The organism is Vibrio bathopelagicus (assembly GCF_014879975.1).
Classification (GTDB): Bacteria; Pseudomonadota; Gammaproteobacteria; order Enterobacterales; family Vibrionaceae; genus Vibrio; species Vibrio bathopelagicus.
This window is the reverse complement of record NZ_CP062500.1, coordinates 2723749-2741045: the sequence shown is the minus strand read 5'-3', so window position 1 is coordinate 2741045 and position 17297 is coordinate 2723749. Positions and strand designations below refer to the sequence as shown.

The following is a 17297-nucleotide window of genomic DNA, read 5'->3' as shown; positions in this document are numbered from 1 at the left end:
CGGCCTTTTTGTATTTGTTTTAGTGAGTAGTGTATTTAGATTCGTTATGCATGAACTTAGAGAATCAGTTCACTGAAATCGACATTAGGCTTCTTGGTTGAAGTACTCTAGAACCACTTCGTGGTGAGTCTTAGTCTTGAACTTGTTGAAGACGTGTTCAATTTGACCTTCTTCGTCAATGAGGAAGCTAATACGGTGCAGACCATCGTATACTTTACCCATGAATTTCTTTTCACCCCAAACGCCAAACTGCTCTGCCACGCTGTGGTCTTCATCTGACAGCAGTGTGAAGTTAAGCGATTTTTTCGCAACGAAGTTAGGTAGGCGTTTTACTGGATCAACACTCACACCTAAAACAACCACGTTTAGGTCATCTAGCTGTGCTTTGATATCACGCAGGCCCTCTGCTTGCACAATACAACCTGGAGTCATTGCTTTTGGGTAAAAGTAGAAAAGTACTTTTTTACCTTTGAAGTCACCAAGAGATACGATATTGCCATCTTGATCTGGAAGAGAAAAAGCAGGTGCTGGAACACCAGCCGTTAGCGTATTCATGATATTTCCTTTTTAAAGACTGTTTTTGATAAAGTTGAGCGAGCCTTGTACGGATAGGCTCTGACACAGCGCGTCGAATTCTTCTTGTAGCTGCATCAAATTACATTCTGATTGCACAGAAGCGGTAATAGAGATATGGAATTGGTCGTTGTCGAGCTGAACCTTGGACTTATTGATGGTTCGGGCGCTCAGCGAGTCGAGTCCGATGTTGCGGTCAGCAAAGAACTGAGTGAACTGCTCGGTAAGGCCGATTTTATCTTCTGACTCAACGAAGACCTCTACGGTATAAGAGTTCGCAATCACATCATGAGTTGAGGTGCGCTTCATTATCGTAATCAAGTCGTGCTCTTGACCAAGCAAAGGCAGAGTGGTTTCAACACGAGTGATGTTGTTTGCCTTTCCAGACAGTAGCATGATAAGCGTAAATTCTTCGCCGAATAGGGCGATACGGCTATCAATAATGTTACAGCCTGATTGGGTGACCAAATGAACCACTTGGTTACATACACCTGGGCGATCAGTGCCCACAGCTGTGATTACTAGATGTTGAGTCATAGATCACGTCTCTTTATATTCCATTGATGCAGGCATGTTAGCACAGTTAACAAAAGGAATAAGTGTGCGAGGGAGGCTTTTATGAGGAGTTTGCCTTCCGATGTACAGCAAATGATAGGGATATCGAGGAGGCTAAAAAACAAGATAATGCTGCGCTGTGACAGCTTACCTGTTACTGACATCTAGTTTAGCCCTATCCGTTAGATTGAGCGTAGATGACCTAAATTTTCAGATAGAACGGCGTTAGAAGTCGTTTTACCTCAAACATACGACAATATTTAATGCAGTTGTTGCCAGTAAGCCACTTTAATGTCTTGTGTTTATTGATCAGCTTACAGTAACATGCAAAAAGAATAAATTAAGGGAGATAGACATGTTTTCAGGAAGTATCGTTGCGCTAGTTACGCCATTTAACACAGATGGTGAAGTGGATTTCGACAGCCTTAAAAAGTTGGTTGAGCACCATGTTGCTGCAGGTAGTGATGGTCTGGTTGCGGTTGGCACAACAGGTGAGTCTTCTACGCTCACTATTGAAGAGCATGTCAAAGTCGTCAATAAGATCGTTGAATTTGCCGATGGTCGTATCCCTGTTATTGCAGGTACAGGCGCAAATGCAACTCACGAGTCAGTATTATTCAGCCGTTTGTTGAACGGTTCTGGTATTGCTGGTTGCCTGAGCGTAACGCCTTACTACAACAAGCCGACTCAAGAAGGTTTGTACCAACACTACAAAGCGATTGCTGAAGTCAGTGACGTTCCACAAATCCTATACAATGTTCCGGGTCGTACTGCCGTTGACTTGTTACCAGAAACGGTTGCTCGCCTTGCTGAGATCGAAAATATCGTTGCACTGAAAGATGCGACGGGTGATCTCGACAGAATTGCAATTCACCGTGAACTTTGTGGCGAAGACTTTATCTTACTAAGTGGTGATGACTTAACCGGTCTTGAATTTGTTAAGCGTGGTGGCGATGGTGTGATCTCTGTAACTAATAATGTTGCAGCTGCTGATATGGCAACCATGTTCAAATTAGCGAAAGAAGGTAAGTTTGAAGAAGCAGAAGCGATCAATGAGCGTTTGATGCCTCTTCACAAAAACTTGTTCGTTGAGTCTAACCCTATTCCCGTAAAATGGGCGGTTCATAAACTGGGTTTGATTGCTGAAGGTGGCTTACGTCTGCCGTTGACTGAATTGTCAAAGCCAGCTCAACCTGTTGTTGCTCAAGCAATGACTGAAGCGTGTATTTACTAAAACGTATGAAGTGATGCCGAAGCGAACCTTCGGCATTTAGGAGTATAAATGAAGTATTCTCACCAGCTAGTGATTGGGTCACTGGCTGTTTTCGTTCTTACAGCATGTTCTGGCAGCCCGACTCAACGTCGCCAAGCCAAAGATGATTTCGAATACTTAGAAACACCTGAGTTTTCACAATGGCAATTGCCTGAAGATGCTCAACCTCAGTTCTACCCAAATTTTGATATCCCAAGCGGTGAATTCAGTGGTGGTACAGGTCGTCAAGTGGATATTCGTCCGCCTCAACAGGTTCTTGAGCTGATCCCAGGAGCTCGTGCTGAGCGTCAAAACGGTGAAGTGACACTATGGCTTCTTCGTGCTGAAGAAGCAGACCGAGTGTGGCAAACGGCGGTAGACATGCTAGCTCAGCGTGGCATTGGTATTCGTGAGCAATCAGAGAACGACATTGAGACCGATTGGGTAACTTGGGTTTCTGAAGACGAAGAAGTAGAGATTGGCAGCCGCTATTCTATCTCTCGTTTCCAAGCGAACAATCGCCATGGCTTCAAGATTAACCTGATTGATTGGCGTGAAGGTTCTGAAGAGAAACCCGTATCGGCAACCAATAAAGAACGTTACAACGCGTTCCTAACGAACCTTGTGATGGCTAAGTACGATGAAAACCTTCGTGCTGAAGCTGCACTGAAAGCGCAAGAGTTAGTGAAACGTATCCCTATTTCAATGGGTGCTGACCGCAGTGGTTTCCCTGTGATTATCGCGCGTACGCCTTATAACGTATTGTGGCAACGCTTGCCTGAGCTGCTACCTCAAATGGGCTTTGAGCTTGAAGAGCGTAACCAGTCTCAAGGTACCGTAAAAGCGAAATACGCAGCGCCTGATGATGAGTTCTGGGAAACAATTGGCCTACAACCTATTGATTTAGCGCCAGGTACTTACACCTTCTTGTTTGGTGATCTTGGTAACCGTACGTCAATTAACGTAACGGATGCATCAGGTAAGCCAGTAGAAGAAGAGCTATTGAAGTCAATGGTTCCGGTATTGGCACACGTTGCTGATCAAACCAAAGACAAGAAAGAAGCAAAAGCTGAATAAGCACTGAGCTGATTTTGAAAAATAAAAAGAGGACACACTGTGTCCTCTTTTTTTATGTTTGTTTGTCAGCGTTTTATCTATCTGTTGTCTATTTGATAACAAGGGATAACAGCGCACCTGACTTGTTGGGGCTAGCGCATCAAAGGCATTAGGTTAAGTGTCTTTGTTCTCTGTGGACTTATCTTCTGGATCTTTCTCTTGGTTCTGTTTATCCAATTGATTGAGCTTGTCTAAGTCTTTCTCTGTCTTGTTGCGACCTGTCAGATCCATATTGGCGGTCTGTTTGAGCGCAGCAATATTACCCACCACAACGCTAACCACGATGATGATGATAACCCAAGGGTTTGTAAGCCACTCCAACATAAGCGCTCCTAATGACTGATATTCGCCACGAAGCGCGCATAGATCTCGTCTAGCTGCTCCATAATTATCTCATACCCTAATATTGGCTTAGATTGGAGTTGCTTGCCAAGTAAAGTGGGAGATAACTGTGATAAACACAACTGTGAAACTTTACGGTGGCTAATATGCCAAGGTTCTATCGCCACACCACCAAGATCTTGGCTGTAAGGAAAGAAGAACCCATATTGAGATGCATTGGCAACAAGCCATTGGTAAAACGCTTGCTGGTGGCCAGTAAGGTATTCCCATGGTTCCAGTTGTAGCTGTGCGCCTTCAGGTAAGTGATTGCGAGCAAAGACATCAAAGTCACAACCCCAATGGTGACGACTCGCCCCAGGAAGCGCTGACCACCTCAGGATCGCCGACAACTTTTGATGTTCACTGAGTGTTGAAGCATCAAGTGGTTGGCTTTCTGAGTCTAATATAGGTACTTCACCAGAAAACTTACGGTTCCAAATCAGAGATTGCCTTTCATAGTCACGAAAGCCACTGGCAATCTCCATTTTAAAACCAGCGAGTTGAGCAGCTTCAACCAAATTGTTCAGATCATCTTTGACATCACCGTGGACCAAGAAGGTCTTGGTGCCAATCAGGTTAGGTTCTAGATGAGAATCTGATTGTCCGGTAAGCTGCTCTGGTGTCATAACGCGTCTCTCAATAATTAGATGCTATCTATCGCTGATGAAAGAACTATTTAGCGAACAGGTTCACTAGTGTTCTTTCGTACATGTCGGTTAGCTTCTCTAAGTCAGCCACTTTCACGCATTCGTTAACCTTGTGAATGGTTGCATTAACCGGACCTAGTTCAACGACTTGTCCTTTCATGCGCGCAATAAAGCGTCCATCAGATGTACCACCTGTAGTCAGTAGTGCTGGTTTTACGTCATTAACGTGACCAACGGCATCCACAATAGCATCAAGCAACGAGCCAGCGTCTGTTAAGAATGGGTCGCCATTGAATGTCCATTTCAAATCGTATTCGAAATCGTACTTGTCGAGTGTATTTGTGATTCGTTCAACGATGATGTCGTTGTTTAACTCTGTGCTAAAGCGAAGGTTAAACTGAACATTAAATTCACCAGGAATCACGTTTGATGCGCCAGTACCCGCACTTACATTTGGGATCTGGAAGCTGGTTGGTGGGAAGTAATCATTACCTTTATCCCACTCGGTCGTTGCCAGTTCGTTGATCGCAAGCAGAGAGCTGTGTACTGGGTTGTTCGCTAGGTGAGGGTAGGCAACGTGACCTTGTGTGCCTTTAACCGTTAGATCGCCAGTGATAGAGCCACGACGACCATTCTTCACGACATCACCGACGTACTCAGTACTTGATGGTTCACCCACAATACACATGTCGATGTTCTCGCCACGAGCCATCAGTGCTTCAACAACACGTACCGTACCGTTGATGAAAGGACCTTCTTCATCTGACGTGATAAGGAAACCGATTGAGCCTGTGTGGTCAGGATGTTTAGCAATGAACTGTTCTACCGCAATGATCATTGAAGCCAGAGAACCTTTCATATCTGCCGCGCCGCGACCGTGTAGGAAACCATCTACGATAGTCGGTTCGAATGGCTTAGTGTTCCATTGCTCAATTGGGCCTGCAGGTACAACATCTGTGTGGCCAGCAAAGGCAAATAGCGGAGCTTCTGTACCACGGCGAGCCCAAAAGTTCGTAGTATCTTCAAATACCATCACTTCGATTTCGAAGCCTAGTGCTTTTAAGCGTTCAATCATTAAATCTTGGCAGCCTGCATCTTCAGGGGTTACTGATTGGCGGCTAATGAGGTCTTTTGCCAGAGCCAAAGTTGGGCTATCTGTCATCCTTGAATTCCTTGTTTAAGTAAAACGTCTAGTCATTAATTGTTGAGCGCTGAATAGGGGAGGATCAACGCTTTTATTGTTTAATTTTATGCGGCTGCTTAAGCAAAAATAGCGGCATATTGATCAGCTTTAAAGCCGATGTGAAGCTTGCCATCAACTTTCAAGATTGGGCGCTTAATCATTGCCGGTTGCTCAACAAGCAGAGCTACGGCTTTTTCTTCCGTTAGCGTGTCTTTTTGTTCTTGAGTCAGTTGGCGATAAGTCGTACCACGTTTGTTTAGCACCAACTCCCAACCAAGCTCTGCACAAAAAGTTTTTACCAGCTCTTCGTTGATACCTTGTTTACGATAATCGTGAAATTCGAACTCAATGCCTTCAGCTTCTAGCCATTTTTTTGCTTTTTTGATGGTGTCGCAGTTTGGAATGCCAAACATAGTGATAGTCATTATTCTTCCTTTGGGTGATTTTATTTCGTTGTTATGAGTTGAATCCTATCAGGAAGCTGCAATTCAGACAAAATAGAGTGAGGAATATTTCATAGAGTGAAAAAAAACAGTAAGAAAATGTCACTATTGGAGACTTATTGATCAGCCTCAACATGTTGTCAGCGAAAAAAGAAATAATTGAGTTGCACATATATAGGAGGTGTCAATGGAGTTGAGTCCTGTTTTTGCAAGGCGGCTATATTTAGCATTGTTAGTGGAAAGCCTTGATAGGCCAAATGTGCCTAAACTCATCGAAAAAACGGGTTGGCCTCGTCGTACTATTCAAGATGTACTCAAGGCGTTACCGGGGATCGGTATCGAACTTATGTTTGTTCAAGATGGGCGACGTCATAATGATGGTTATTACCAATTATCCGATTGGGGGCCATTTGATAGTCAATGGGTTATCGAACGTAAAGGCGATATAGCAACAAGCCTTGGATTTAGTGCATAAGCCAGCGAAAGCTGGCTTTCTTTTGGGCGTCGTAAAATCAAAGCATATCGAGATGCCGATTTAATGATTAATTTTCTTTTTTACACAGATAGGCTGTACCAAGCATAGTGACGGAAGTACTAAAGTCTTGGGGAAGGGTAAATATGACGGTGTCTGCACCTAATTCAATGGCGTTGAATTTTAACTCATTGATTGCGCCTTGAATCAGGGTGTCATTTGGGAAGAATAGATAGCTGTACCAGTGGCCTTCGCTGCCTGTGACTTCCCCTTTGTACTCGCACTTGTTGATATCAATCAGTCCGTGATAATCCATTTGTACTTGGTCAGCTTCGCTATGCGGGACTGTCGTCGGTGTCGTACACCCCATTAACATGCCAGTCATAGCTAAAGCGACTAATTCCTTTTTCATACGTTTACCCTGCTATTTCATCAAATAAATCGCGAAACCAACCCAGCTTGCGATCAATAGTAACCACGGCAATTTACTGGCGTGATTTGATGTCGTTTCAATACTCGTGTCTACATTGTTCTCTTCGTCTGGATTAGCTTGTTGAGTCTGCTTCTCTTTCTGTACACGTTTCTTTGCTTTATCAGCTTGGCGACTGCGTTCTTTTTGCTGTTTCTTGTAAAGTGCGATGCCTTTCTCGATACCTTGAGCAATCAACTTCGTTTGTTCTTTGGTTTGAGCTGGCTTTTGTGTCGCTTTGGCTATCTTCAGTGCTTCTTGTTGAGATTCAACAGACGGTGTATTAGTTTTCTTTTTCATACTGAGTTCGATAATTAAAACGGATTAACCAATAAGATAACGCAAACCTAGTTAAGTATGAATGATTTGCGTTAAAGTGTTGGTTTGAAAATAAGTGAAAGTGAGATTTGTGCGGTACTCCATAGAACAATACGACAAACACGGCTTTTTGAAAGCCCCAATCTTATTATGGTTAGGTTGGCTGTTTCTTGCGAAAGCCTTGGTCGTTTTCATTGTTGCGGGCGCAAGCCGAGAGTCAGGAACGGATATCCTCGAGATCATCTATCCTGACCACCAGATGTTTTATGTCGGAATTGCTTTGAGTGTCCCTAGCTTACTACTGATGTGGTTGTTTGGACTCAGAACTCCAGATAGAAAGCGCCTCAATAAAGTGGTGTCGTGGGGGCGTTGGGTCACAATGATGGCTATCTTGGCACAAGGTTCCCATACCCTTTATTTAATCTATTTGGATAACGGATGGTTCCGTTGGTCAAATGGCATCACCTTGTTGTTGCTCCTATGGTTAGCGCTTTTTCTAACCAATAGTCATGCCGCTAGGGATTGCTTTAAAGTGGTTGAGCACGAAGACTGATTCTCATCAAAACATTTGTCCCATTCACAATTATACTTAGAAGCTAAAACTGGAAGGAATAATCTATGCTTAATGTCTCAAATGAGCAGCCTAACGTTCAAAGTGCTATCTTGCCAGAAGCTGGGCCTTTCGCTCTTTACGTTCAATTAAAAGTGAATGCTAACACTGCTAATGTACTAGCAGAACTTCAAAAGATTCCTGCGCTAATCGAAGAGCTCAACCAAACTCAACCAGATGCGAACTTAACGGCATCGGTTGCGTTCTCAAAAGCTTTTTGGGATAAGTTCGAGCAAGCTGCTCCGTCTGACCTCATTGATTTCCCGGCGCTTGGCAAAGGTGATGTCACTGCACCGAGTACGTTGTCTGATGTTCTGATTCACTGTCATTCAAACCGACATGACCTGCACTTCTTCATCCTACGTAAATTGCTATCTGAAGTCGCTGCGGACGTTGAAGTGGTTGATGAAACCTACGGTTACCGCTTCCTAGATTCACGTGACATGACCGACTTCGTTGATGGCACTGAAAACCCGAAAGACGCACAGCGCGCTGAAGTAGCGATTGTGCCTGAAGGTAAGTTTGCTGGTGGTAGCTATGTGATGGTGCAACGTTTTGTACATAACTTACCTGCTTGGAACCGATTGAATGTATCGGCACAAGAGAAAGTCGTTGGTCGTACTAAACCTGACTCTATTGAGCTAGATGATGTCCCAGCGGCGTCTCACGTTGGTCGTGTGGATATCAAAGAAGAAGGCAAGGGTCTTAAAATTGTTCGTCACAGCCTGCCTTACGGCACAGCAACGGGCGACCACGGCCTATTGTTCATTGCTTACTGCAACGTTCGTCATAACTTTGATGCGATGCTAGAGAGCATGTACGGCGTAACAGATGGTAAAACAGACCAACTGCTTCGTTTTACTAAAGCGGTGACAGGCGCTTACTACTTTGCTCCTTCAACTGACATGTTGAGTGCATTAACGGTTAAGTAAATCGCCTCAAATAGAATAAATAATGGGAGCCTCAGGGCTCCTTTTTTATTAAAGCTTTAGATGAATTGGTCGATATAAGAGCAATCGTGAGTTTTATTCATCTTTTTGTAAGTGAAGGTCTATGGCTATAACTGTTAATACAAATGTCTCAGCGCTGGTGGCTCAGAGGAATCTGTCGAATGCCAACAACATGCTGAACCAATCTTTGGAGCGCTTAGCTTCAGGGAGTCGTATTAATAGTGCAAAAGACGATGCGGCTGGCTTACAAATTTCGAATCGATTGGAAGCGCAGATGAGCGGCATTGATGTCGCGGTTCGGAACGCTAACGACGGAATCTCCATTATGCAGACTGCAGAAGGGGCGATGAACGAAACCACCAATATCATGCAACGCATGCGAGATTTGTCACTGCAAGCGAGTAATGGTTCGAATAGTCAGTCGGAAAGGACGGCGATTCAAGAAGAAGTGACAGCTCTAAATGATGAGTTGAATCGAATTGCTGAAACCACTTCATTTGGCGGTAAAAAACTTCTTAACGGTAGTTTTGGTAGCTCATCATTTCAAATCGGTGGCAGTTCTGGTGAAGCGGTGCAGATAGGTTTGAAAAATATGCGCACCGATGATATCAACATGGGGGGCTTTAGCTATGTCGCTAATGGCATGGCCAGCGACTCGTGGGAAGTCAAACCCGACCAGAACGATATTACGATGTCGTTTACCGACCGTTTTGGGCAGCCACAAGAGATCACCATCAACGCGAAAGCGGGCGATGATATTGAAGAGTTGGCGACTTACATTAATGGTCAAACGGATCTGGTCTCGGCTTCTGTCAACGATGAAGGGCAACTTCAGATCTATATGTCAGGCGAAGACACGGCAGGCACGATCTCTTTCTCAGGTTCGTTAGCCAGTGAGCTTTCGATGTCGGCGGGTTATTACGAATCAGTCGATGACATCAATGTGACCGATGTGGGTGGAGCGCAGCGTGCTGTCTCTATTTTGGACACAGCGATGAAGTATGTAGACAGTCATCGATCCGAATTAGGCGCGATGCAAAACCGCTTTGACCATGCAATAAACAATCTTGAAAACGTTCATGAGAACTTGGCGACATCCAACAGCCGAATCAAAGATACCGACTACGCCAAAGAAACTACTCAAATGCTCAAGCAGCAAATACTGCAGCAAGTGAGTACCACAATATTGGCTCAAGCAAAGCAAGCGCCGAATCTTGCCTTAACCTTACTGGGTTAATGAAATACCTCGAATCTTATAAACGAAATTCAGCTTAACTAAAGCCCTTTGGTTAATAAAAATACAACTTTTCGCTCGACTGACATCTCGACAACTTTAGCGCTTTTCTGATCTTTTTTTGATAATTTTACTGCTAGTCACGCTTTCTTCCCCTTTCTCGCTATTTCTTTAATTTTGTTGTTTTTTTCCTAAAGGTTTCAGCATTCACGCCGTTATTAATAGTAACTTAGAGATAACTACTTGGTTTTCCGAGACGTCGGAAACCGCTATACCGGAAAATCAATTGGAGAAGTCACCATGGCAGTGAATGTAAATACCAACGTTTCAGCGATGACAGCACAACGTTACCTAAACAACGCAAACAGCGCACAACAAACATCAATGGAGCGTCTAGCTTCTGGCTCTAAAATCAACAGCGCGAAAGATGACGCTGCGGGTCTACAAATCTCGAACCGTTTGAACGTTCAGAGTCGTGGTCTTGATGTTGCTGTTCGTAACGCGAACGACGGTATCTCTATTGCACAAACTGCTGAAGGTGCAATGAACGAGACAACCAATATCCTGCAACGTATGCGTGATTTGTCTCTACAATCTTCAAACGGCTCAAACTCAAAATCTGAGCGTGTAGCAATTCAAGAAGAAGTAACAGCACTGAACGACGAACTGAACCGTATCGCGGAAACCACGTCTTTTGGTGGCAACAAGCTGCTTAACGGTACTCACGGTACTAAATCATTCCAAATCGGTGCGGATAACGGTGAAGCAGTAATGCTTCAACTGAAAGACATGCGTTCTGATAACGCTCAGATGGGTGGTAAGAGCTACCAAACTGAGAACGCGAAAGACAAAGACTGGAACGTTCAAGCTGGCGCAAACGACCTAAAAATGTCGTTCACTGATAACTTCGGCCAAGCGCAAGAAATCGATGTGTCTGCGAAAGCGGGTGACGACATCGAAGAGCTAGCAACGTACATCAACGGTCAACAAGATTCTGTTAAAGCGTCTGTAACTGAAGACGGTAAGCTACAAATGTTTACTGGTAACAACAAAGTTGAAGGCGAAGTAGCATTCTCTGGCAGCCTTGCTAGCGAACTAGGCATGCAACCTGGCAAAGATGTAACGGTTGATACTATCGACGTAACATCAGTTGGCGGCGCACAAGAGTCTGTAGCAGTTATCGATGCGGCACTTAAGTACGTAGACAGCCACCGTGCTGAACTGGGTGCTTTCCAAAACCGTTTCGACCACGCTATCAGCAACTTAGACAACATTAACGAGAACGTTAACGCATCTAAGAGCCGTATTAAAGATACCGATTTCGCGAAAGAAACGACTCAGATGACTAAATCTCAGATCCTTTCTCAAGCTTCAAGCTCGATTCTTGCTCAAGCGAAGCAAGCACCGAACTCGGCACTTAGCCTACTAGGTTAATCGATTGAAAGGCCACGTTGACTATAAGCATTGTTGATCATAAGCGTTAACGTTAGGCTTCCTCAAATTAGCTCGTGGTGAGAGATGAGCCGCTAAACAGACCCAGCTTCGGCTGGGTTTTTTATTGCCTGTTATTTGGTAAAAGAAGGTCTTGGGAAATCGTAGGGTTGGTGATCAGGAGCAAAAGTGAGATTCCCTATCACGTTCGTCCCTCACTGTAGGGAATGACGAATATAGGGCAGTATTGATCTATTGCTTATTACCTTAATCGAAGTATTTAGTCGTCATCTCAGAATCGAGTAGAACGAGATATCAGAGATCTCCTGTTTGCTAAAAAACACAGGCGTAATCTAATGTATAGGTGAAATGCCTTGAATCGCGATTAACTGCGTTTAATAAGAAACTAGGTTGATAGCAGGGTGCAAACGGTGAGTGTGGTTGGTTTAGGGAGCTTGGTGAAGGGTTTCGGTGTGAGAGTCAGTAATGCTATCTGAGACATTAAAACAAATATAGCAGGCACAAAAAACGCCACCCTTAGGTAGCGTTTTAATTAAAGCAGTTAAGTAATCGAGATTACTTAGTTACTTTAAGAACTGGAGTTTCGCCAACAGTTACAGAACCAGAAAGCTTGTTCAGCTCCTTGATTTCGTCCATGTTAGAGATAACAACTGGAGTAAGCGTAGATTTCGCTTTCTCTTCTAGAAGCGCTAGGTCGAAAGTGATGATAGTGTCACCAGCTTTAACAGATTGACCTTCTTCAGCTACGCGAGTGAAGCCTTCGCCTTTAAGTTCAACAGTATCGATACCGAAGTGAACGAAAAGCTCAACACCGTCGTCAGACTCGATAGAGAATGCGTGGTTAGTTTCGAAAATCTTACCGATAGTACCGTTAACTGGAGCAACCATTTTGTCGCCAGCTGGTTTGATCGCGATGCCGTCACCAACGATTTTTTCAGCGAAAACAACATCTGGCACATCTTCAATATTTACGATTTCGCCAGATAGAGGTGCGATGATTTCGATTGCACCAGCGTCAGCGCTGTCGTCAGATACTAGCTTTTTCAGTTTGTCAAACAGACCCATTGTGTCATGCTCCTAACGTTTAGTTTTATTCTGTAGAATATACTATACCAATCTAACAAATTAGACGACTATTTTTAGCCGTCTAACTTTATTAAGCTCTTGGTGATTACTGAGTTTTCTCAGCTATGAACTTTTCTACACAAGCTTCAATTTCTGCAGCTGTAGGTAGAGATAGTGCTTCGTCAGCCATCGCTTTAACTTCTGCGAAGTTAGAGTTACGGATTACTTTCTTAACTTTAGGGATAGAGATGCCGCTCATAGAGAACTCATCTAGACCCATACCAAGAAGAAGCAGCGTTGCACGCTCATCGCCAGCAAGCTCACCACACATACCAGTCCATTTGCCTTCTTTATGAGAAGCATCGATTACTTGCTTGATTACAAGAAGAACCGCTGGAGATAGTGGGTTGTAAAGGTGAGAAATCATCTCGTTACCACGGTCAACTGCAAGAGTGTATTGCGTTAGATCGTTAGTACCGATAGAGAAGAAAGCCACTTCTTTAGCAAGGTGGTGTGCGATTGCAGCAGCAGCTGGAGTCTCAACCATTACGCCAATTTCGATGTCTTCATCGAATGCGTGACCTTCAGCGCGAAGTTCAACTTTGTACTCTTCGATTGCTTTTTTCAGTTCACGGATCTCTTCAATAGAAATGATCATTGGGAACATGATACGTAGCTTACCGTGTGCCGATGCACGAAGAATGCCGCGTAGTTGGTCACGTAAGATTTCACGACGGTCCAAGCTGATACGCACTGCACGCCAGCCTAGGAACGGGTTCATCTCTTGTGGAAGATCCATGTATGGTAGATCTTTATCGCCACCGATATCCATAGTACGGATAATCACTGACTCACCGTGCATTGCTTCAGCTACTTCTTTGTAAGCAACGTATTGCTCTTCTTCTGTAGGAAGTGCAGTACGGTCCATGAATAGGAATTCAGTACGGTACAGACCAACACCTTCGCCACCGTTGCGCAGGATACCGTCACAGTCTTTAACGGTACCGATGTTGCCGCAAACTTCTACTTGATGGTTATCAAGAGTGATAGCTGGTAGATCTTTAAGTTTTGCTAGTTCAGCCGCTTCTGCTTCAAAATCAGATTTGATTTTCTTAGCTTCTGCTAATTCAGCATCAGAAGGGTTGATGATGATCTTGTTGTTCATCGCGTCTAGCACAAGCATGTCGCCGTTCTTAACTTGCTTAGTGATATCGTTAGTACCAACGATAGCTGGAAGCTCAAGTGAACGTGCCATGATTGAAGTATGAGATGTACGACCGCCGATGTCACAAGCGAAACCAAGAACGTAGTCTAGGTTGATTTGTGCAGTTTCAGATGGCGTTAGGTCGTAAGCAACTAGGATAACTTGTTCATTGATATCTGCTAGAGATACAATGTTGATGCCTAGTGCATTTTTAACGAAGCGAGTACCGATATCACGGATATCAGTCGCACGTTCTTTTAGGTACTCATCATCAAGCGACTCAAGTGCGACAGCTTGTTCTTCGATCACTGTGTAGATCGCGTTGTCTGCGTGCATTTTGTCTTTCTTGATGAGTGCTAAAATCTCTTCTTCTAGCTCTTCATCTTCAAGCAGCATGATATGGCCTTCAAAGATTGCTTCTTTTTCTTCGCCAAAAGTTTCAAGTGCTTTTTGCTTTACAACTTCGAGTTGTTGAGAAGATTTGTTACGAGCGTCAAAAAAACGCTGAACTTCTGTTTCAACTTGATCGTCTGAGATAGATTGAGTGTTTAGGACAATTTCATCTTCTTGAAGTAGTAGTGCTTTACCGAAAGCAATACCAGGAGATGCTAGGATGCCTGAAATCATAGCCTTACCTTAGTTGTTCAACTGTAAACGGGAGAATGTGTGACTTTAAGTCGTCGACTAAATGTCGCGCTTATTGCTATCTATTTCGAACAAAGCCACTTTGCTGTGCAAAATGGCTTTGAAAGAAGGAGACCGTATTAGTGTAGTTGATCCATAAGAGCAACTAGGTGGTCTACTGCTTGCTGAGCTTGAGGGCCTTCAGCTGAAATAGTAACGTTAGTACCTTTTACTAGGCCTAAAGTTTGTAGTTTGAACAGGCTTTTTGCGCTAGCGCTTTTGCCGTTAGAAGTCACTGTGATGTCAGCATCGAAAGATTTTGCTTCTTTAACGAACTGTGCAGCTGGACGTGTGTGAAGGCCGTTTTCTGCTGTGATTTCTACTTGCTTCTCGTACATTTGATATACCCCAATTAATTTATTTTTTGTAAGTTTGTAACCAGTTCAGCTTAACTGCTTTAACGTAAGTTCGCTAGAGGCTAGTACGCTATGTTCGTGTTAGAACTTAGACTGATTATAAATTTTTATCCAGCCATGGTCGTCTTTTGTTGAGTACTCATGACTTTCAGAATTTGTTTATTGCTTCTTTTATTTTGAAGCGAAAAATAAAACAGAGCTGATATTACCAAAGGTGGGGCAGGGATCAACAAAAAAGCCCCTAAACGGGGCTTTTTTGGACGAAAAATTGATTTGACCACATATTACTGTTGGTTCTCTTTTTCCGTAAAGATGCCTGCAAACAAGGCTGTACTTAGGTAACGTTCACCAGAACTTGGCAGTACAGTGACGATGGTTTTTCCTTCAAATTCAGGTAGTTCTGCAATTCTGTTCGCTGCCACAACAGCTGCGCCAGATGAAATACCCGCAAGGATACCTTCTTCTTTCATTAGGCGTTGAGCCATCTCAATCGCTTCTTCAGAAGTTACAGATTCAACTCGGTCAATAATCTCTAAATCTAGGTTTCCAGGGATGAAACCTGCGCCAATACCTTGGATTTTGTGCGGAGCGGGTTTGATTTCTTCGCCGGCAAGCGCTTGTGCGATAACTGGGGACTCTGCTGGTTCAACCGCTACTGAAGTGATGGCTTTGCCTTTTTCACCTTTAATGTAACGACTTGTACCAGTGATAGTTCCGCCTGTACCAACACCCGCTACAAACACGTCGATCTCGCCGTCTGTTGCTTCCCAAATTTCAGGACCAGTTGTCTGCTCGTGAATTTGTGGGTTCGCTGGGTTGTTGAACTGTTGTAGTAATAGGTATTTTTCTGGGTCTGAAGCAACAATCTCTTCTGCTTTAGCAATCGCGCCATTCATACCTTTCGGTGCTTCTGTAAGTACCAGGTTTGCGCCAAGAGCTTTAAGTAGCTTACGACGTTCTAGGCTCATTGACTCAGGCATAGTTAGCGTTAGCTTGTAACCGCGTGCCGCAGCTACGAATGCAAGAGCAACACCAGTGTTACCACTAGTAGGTTCAACAAGCTCGATACCTGGCTTCAGAGTACCTGCTTTTTCCGCTTCCCAGATCATGTTTGAACCGATACGACACTTAACACTGAAGCTTGGGTTACGAGCTTCGATCTTAGCTAGTACGTTACCTTTGCTTACTTTGTTAAGGCGGACTAGCGGTGTGTTACCAATCGTTAGGGTGTTGTCTTCGTAGATCTTGCTCATGCGATATTCCTTCATTTAATGACAGAACTAAACGTAGTATATCAATCACTTTACCGTCTAGTGTCTTTCGATGTTTGTTCAGCTTGAATTTAGATTAAACAACTTGAAAAAAAGGTAAAAGGATTAAAAAGTTATATCATATAGATATGTAGCAGAGTTCACGCCTATCTTTATTGGTAAGTGAATTCTCAAAAGATAGGCGCAGAAAGGCAAGTTGGCTCGTTTATCGACGAGAGTGTAATGCTTGGTCTTTGAATTCAACAACCCACATGGCTGTGGCCCCACAAACTGCAACAGGTACCACGATCAGGTTTAAAATTGGGATTGTCGTAAACACAGAAACAAGCGCGCCGAAGCTGTAGGTCTTACCTTGTTTTTGTTTCAAATTGTTTCTCATATCATCAAATTTGATTTTATGGTTATCAAATGGGTAATCAGCGTACTGGATAGCGAGCATCCATGCGGTGAAGATAAACCATAAAAACGGTGCAACGGTTTGTCCGAGTGCTGGAATTAACAAAAGTAGGAATAAACCGATCGCTTTTGGCAGAACGTAGACAAGCTTGCGCCATTCTCTCGCTAATATACGTGGCGTATCTTTTAGAACATCAAGTAAACCATCGTCATTGACTTTTTTGCCACTAAGCAACTCTTCTACCTTTTCTGCGAGTAATCCATTGAATGGCGCAGCAATGAAGTTAGCGAGCGTGCTAAAGAAATACGAAAACGTGGCTAAGACGGTTATAACAAGTAGCGGCCATAAAATGTATGACAACCACGACAAGAAGCTTGGCAATGCACCAATCCATCCTTCAATCCAAGTGTTGAGGTTGGAGAAGATATAAAACAAAGCACCACCAACGAGTAACACGTTAGCGATAAGTGGAAGTAAAACAAACTTACGAATACTCGGTGACAAAGCGATTTTTATTCCGAAAATAAAATAGCCAAAGCCTGAGCGTGGAATAGATTCAATAGTCATATTTAAATTAGGTCACATGTGAATTTGGTTAAATAGCAAACATCCCTAGTGTACTCGACCGAAATTAAGAAAAAAAGCGTGGCGAAAATCACACCATG

General features: G+C 43.6%; 20 protein-coding genes. 7 read left to right on the top strand and 13 right to left on the bottom strand.

Annotation, left to right across the window (positions count from 1 at the left end; all coding sequences use genetic code 11):
- Window positions 1-84: 84 nt before the first annotated feature.
- Complete coding sequence (gene bcp, locus IHV80_RS12070) at window positions 85-555, bottom strand: thioredoxin-dependent thiol peroxidase (RefSeq protein WP_060468301.1); 471 nt, start codon at window positions 553-555, stop codon at window positions 85-87.
- A 12-nt stretch (window positions 556-567) separates the two neighbouring features.
- Window positions 568-1110: a glycine cleavage system protein R gene (locus IHV80_RS12065; RefSeq protein ID WP_192889201.1), complete on the bottom strand. Its 543-nt coding sequence runs from the start codon at window positions 1108-1110 to the stop codon at window positions 568-570.
- 373 nt (window positions 1111-1483) lie between these two features.
- Here IHV80_RS12065 and dapA point away from each other — a divergent pair, with 373 nt between their 5' ends.
- Both dapA and bamC read left to right on the top strand, forming a co-directional pair.
- Window positions 1484-2362: a 4-hydroxy-tetrahydrodipicolinate synthase gene (dapA, locus tag IHV80_RS12060; RefSeq protein ID WP_192889200.1), complete on the top strand. Its 879-nt coding sequence runs from the start codon at window positions 1484-1486 to the stop codon at window positions 2360-2362.
- A 48-nt stretch (window positions 2363-2410) separates the two neighbouring features.
- Window positions 2411-3457, top strand: a complete 1047-nt coding sequence (gene bamC, locus IHV80_RS12055; RefSeq protein ID WP_017107221.1) for an outer membrane protein assembly factor BamC — start codon at window positions 2411-2413, stop codon at window positions 3455-3457.
- A gap of 153 nt (window positions 3458-3610) precedes the next feature.
- Here the strand turns inward: bamC and IHV80_RS12050 are convergent, their stop codons facing one another.
- The 4 genes from IHV80_RS12050 to IHV80_RS12035 form a co-directional block, all read right to left on the bottom strand.
- Complete coding sequence (locus IHV80_RS12050; protein WP_192889199.1) at window positions 3611-3820, bottom strand: DUF2897 family protein; 210 nt, start codon at window positions 3818-3820, stop codon at window positions 3611-3613.
- 8 nt (window positions 3821-3828) lie between these two features.
- Window positions 3829-4503 carry a M15 family metallopeptidase gene (locus IHV80_RS12045; protein WP_192889198.1) on the bottom strand — a complete coding sequence of 225 codons (675 nt, stop codon included), beginning with the start codon at window positions 4501-4503 and terminating at the stop codon, window positions 3829-3831.
- 46 nt (window positions 4504-4549) lie between these two features.
- Window positions 4550-5686, bottom strand: a complete 1137-nt coding sequence (gene dapE, locus IHV80_RS12040; RefSeq protein WP_192889197.1) for a succinyl-diaminopimelate desuccinylase — start codon at window positions 5684-5686, stop codon at window positions 4550-4552.
- A 98-nt stretch (window positions 5687-5784) separates the two neighbouring features.
- A complete protein-coding gene (locus IHV80_RS12035) occupies window positions 5785-6132 on the bottom strand; it encodes an ArsC family reductase (protein WP_192889196.1) in 348 nt (115 codons plus the stop codon).
- A gap of 205 nt (window positions 6133-6337) precedes the next feature.
- On the opposite strand from IHV80_RS12035, the gene IHV80_RS12030 reads away from it, so the two are divergent.
- Complete coding sequence (locus IHV80_RS12030) at window positions 6338-6625, top strand: winged helix-turn-helix domain-containing protein (RefSeq protein ID WP_029223467.1); 288 nt, start codon at window positions 6338-6340, stop codon at window positions 6623-6625.
- 67 nt (window positions 6626-6692) lie between these two features.
- On the opposite strand, the gene IHV80_RS12025 is transcribed toward IHV80_RS12030, so the two are convergent.
- Window positions 6693-7034 carry a DUF4156 domain-containing protein gene (locus tag IHV80_RS12025; RefSeq protein WP_192889195.1) on the bottom strand — a complete coding sequence of 114 codons (342 nt, stop codon included), beginning with the start codon at window positions 7032-7034 and terminating at the stop codon, window positions 6693-6695.
- A gap of 12 nt (window positions 7035-7046) precedes the next feature.
- Window positions 7047-7391: a DUF2956 domain-containing protein gene (locus tag IHV80_RS12020; RefSeq protein WP_192889194.1), complete on the bottom strand. Its 345-nt coding sequence runs from the start codon at window positions 7389-7391 to the stop codon at window positions 7047-7049.
- Between the two features lie 109 nt (window positions 7392-7500).
- Between IHV80_RS12020 and IHV80_RS12015 the strand changes: the two genes are divergently transcribed.
- The 4 genes from IHV80_RS12015 (at window position 7501) to IHV80_RS12000 (ending at window position 11637) form a co-directional block, all read left to right on the top strand.
- The gene (locus IHV80_RS12015; RefSeq protein WP_192889193.1) at window positions 7501-7962 is read left to right on the top strand and encodes a DUF2919 domain-containing protein; all 462 of its coding nucleotides are present in this window, start codon (window positions 7501-7503) and stop codon (window positions 7960-7962) included.
- A 65-nt stretch (window positions 7963-8027) separates the two neighbouring features.
- The gene (locus tag IHV80_RS12010) at window positions 8028-8951 is read left to right on the top strand and encodes a Dyp-type peroxidase (RefSeq protein WP_192889192.1); all 924 of its coding nucleotides are present in this window, start codon (window positions 8028-8030) and stop codon (window positions 8949-8951) included.
- Between the two features lie 121 nt (window positions 8952-9072).
- Window positions 9073-10206 carry a flagellin gene (locus IHV80_RS12005; protein WP_192889191.1) on the top strand — a complete coding sequence of 378 codons (1134 nt, stop codon included), beginning with the start codon at window positions 9073-9075 and terminating at the stop codon, window positions 10204-10206.
- Window positions 10207-10503: 297 nt separating this feature from the next.
- Window positions 10504-11637: a flagellin gene (locus tag IHV80_RS12000; protein ID WP_192889190.1), complete on the top strand. Its 1134-nt coding sequence runs from the start codon at window positions 10504-10506 to the stop codon at window positions 11635-11637.
- Window positions 11638-12210: 573 nt separating this feature from the next.
- On the opposite strand, the gene crr is transcribed toward IHV80_RS12000, so the two are convergent.
- From crr to cysZ, 5 genes are all read right to left on the bottom strand, one after another.
- Window positions 12211-12720, bottom strand: coding sequence for a PTS glucose transporter subunit IIA (gene crr, locus IHV80_RS11995; protein ID WP_004737851.1), 510 nt, complete (start codon window positions 12718-12720; stop codon window positions 12211-12213).
- A gap of 106 nt (window positions 12721-12826) precedes the next feature.
- On the bottom strand, window positions 12827-14551 hold the full coding sequence (gene ptsI, locus IHV80_RS11990; RefSeq protein WP_114633877.1) for a phosphoenolpyruvate-protein phosphotransferase PtsI: 1725 nt from the start codon (window positions 14549-14551) through the stop codon (window positions 12827-12829).
- 137 nt (window positions 14552-14688) lie between these two features.
- Window positions 14689-14946, bottom strand: coding sequence for an HPr family phosphocarrier protein (locus tag IHV80_RS11985; RefSeq protein WP_004734263.1), 258 nt, complete (start codon window positions 14944-14946; stop codon window positions 14689-14691).
- Between the two features lie 302 nt (window positions 14947-15248).
- A complete protein-coding gene (cysK, locus tag IHV80_RS11980; RefSeq protein WP_192889189.1) occupies window positions 15249-16217 on the bottom strand; it encodes a cysteine synthase A in 969 nt (322 codons plus the stop codon).
- Window positions 16218-16440: 223 nt separating this feature from the next.
- Window positions 16441-17199 carry a sulfate transporter CysZ gene (gene cysZ / locus IHV80_RS11975; protein ID WP_192889188.1) on the bottom strand — a complete coding sequence of 253 codons (759 nt, stop codon included), beginning with the start codon at window positions 17197-17199 and terminating at the stop codon, window positions 16441-16443.
- Between the last annotated feature and the right edge of the window lie 98 nt (window positions 17200-17297).